This is a genomic window from Streptococcus infantis (genome assembly GCF_047463655.1).
GTDB classification, from domain to species: Bacteria; Bacillota; Bacilli; order Lactobacillales; family Streptococcaceae; genus Streptococcus; species Streptococcus infantis_Z.
The window spans coordinates 1-723 of the sequence record NZ_JASHDM010000034.1 but is presented as its reverse complement, the minus strand read 5'-3'; the positions used below and the strand labels follow the sequence as shown (position 1 = coordinate 723).

Annotated in this window: 1 pseudogene; it reads right to left on the bottom strand. The window is 54.5% G+C overall.

Annotation, left to right across the window (positions count from 1 at the left end):
* A pseudogene (locus tag QM877_RS10195) lies at positions 1-723 on the bottom strand (hypothetical protein); the annotation flags it as partial.

The following is a 723-nucleotide window of genomic DNA, read 5'->3' as shown; positions in this document are numbered from 1 at the left end:
TTGCTGATTGGCTCGCACTTGTCGATGCTGACTGGCTAGCCGACGTGCTTGCTGATTGGCTTGCACTGGTTGACGCTGACTCAGAAGCCGATGTGCTTGCTGATTGACTCGCACTGGTTGACGCTGACTGGCTAGCTGACGTGCTTGCTGATTGGCTAGCCGACGTGCTTGCTGATTGGCTCGCACTGGTTGACGCTGATTCAGATGCACTTGTGCTTGCTGATTGACTGGCGCTTGTTGAAGCACTTTGGCTTGCTGACGTGCTTGCTGATTGGCTCGCACTGGTCGATGCTGACTGGCTAGCTGATGTGCTTGCTGATTGACTTGCACTGGTTGACGCTGACTGGCTAGCTGATGTGCTTGCTGATTGGCTCGCACTGGTTGATGCTGACTGGCTAGCTGATGTGCTTGCTGATTGACTTGCGCTTGTTGAAGCTGACTGGCTAGCTGACGTGCTTGCTGATTGGCTAGCCGACGTGCTTGCTGATTGGCTTGCACTGGTTGACGCTGACTCAGAAGCCGATGTGCTTGCTGATTGACTTGCGCTGGTTGAAGCTGACTGGCTAGCCGACGTGCTGGCTGATTGGCTCGCACTGGTCGATGCTGACTGGCTAGCCGATGTACTTGCTGATTGGCTCGCACTTGTTGAAGCACTTTGGCTTGCTGATGTGCTGGCTGATTGGCTCGCACTGGTTGATGCTGACTGGCTAGCTGATGTACTTG